The organism is Allobacillus salarius, assembly GCF_007559425.1.
GTDB classification, from domain to species: Bacteria; Bacillota; Bacilli; order Bacillales; family Alkalibacillaceae; genus Allobacillus; species Allobacillus salarius.
This window is the reverse complement of record NZ_VMHE01000088.1, coordinates 1-716: the sequence shown is the minus strand read 5'-3', so window position 1 is coordinate 716 and position 716 is coordinate 1. Positions and strand designations below refer to the sequence as shown.

The window sequence follows — 716 nt, the reverse complement described above, 5'->3', positions numbered from 1 at the left end:
AATAAAATCTACCAAACTAGGTTTGAATGATTTAGTCCGTATAGTACAAGTTAAAACGATTAGGGGTATAAACAATGTAATTGTTAAGCAAGATGTAACGCTTGGTGAGTTTAATCGAGAACAACGATATATGAAAAAAGTTAATACTGCAGCTAACTATGTTTCTGGATTAAATGATGTTAACCTTTCTAATCCTAGTAAAGCGGCAGAAAACTTGAAGTCTAAAGTAGCGTCAATAGCTAAATCAACACTCGATTTGATGAGTAGAACTGATTTGATTGAAGATAAACAACAGAAGGTAAGCTCTAAAACTGTGACTACATCTGACGGCACTATCGTTCATGATTTTATAGATAAATCAAACATTAAAGATGTAAAAACAATTGGAACGATTGGCGATTCTGTAGCTAGAGGATCACATGCGAAAACTAATTTCACAGAAATGTTAGGCAAGAAGTTAAAAGCTAAAACGACCAACCTTGCAAGAGGTGGCGCAACAATGGCAACAGTTCCAATAGGTAAAGAAGCGGTAGAAAACAGCATTTATAGACAAGCAGAGCAAATAAGAGGAGACCTAATCATATTACAAGGTACAGATGATGACTGGTTACATGGTTATTGGGCAGGCGTACCGATAGGCACTGATAAAACCGACACTAAAACGTTTTACGGCGCCTTTTGTTCTGCAATTGAAGTTATCAGGAAAAATAATCCAG

General features: G+C 36.0%; 1 protein-coding gene. It reads left to right on the top strand.

Features of this window, described 5'->3' with window-relative positions; genetic code table 11:
- Positions 1 to 716 (top strand): SGNH/GDSL hydrolase family protein (locus FPQ13_RS13270; RefSeq protein WP_144089752.1); only part of this gene is annotated, 716 nt, incomplete at both ends.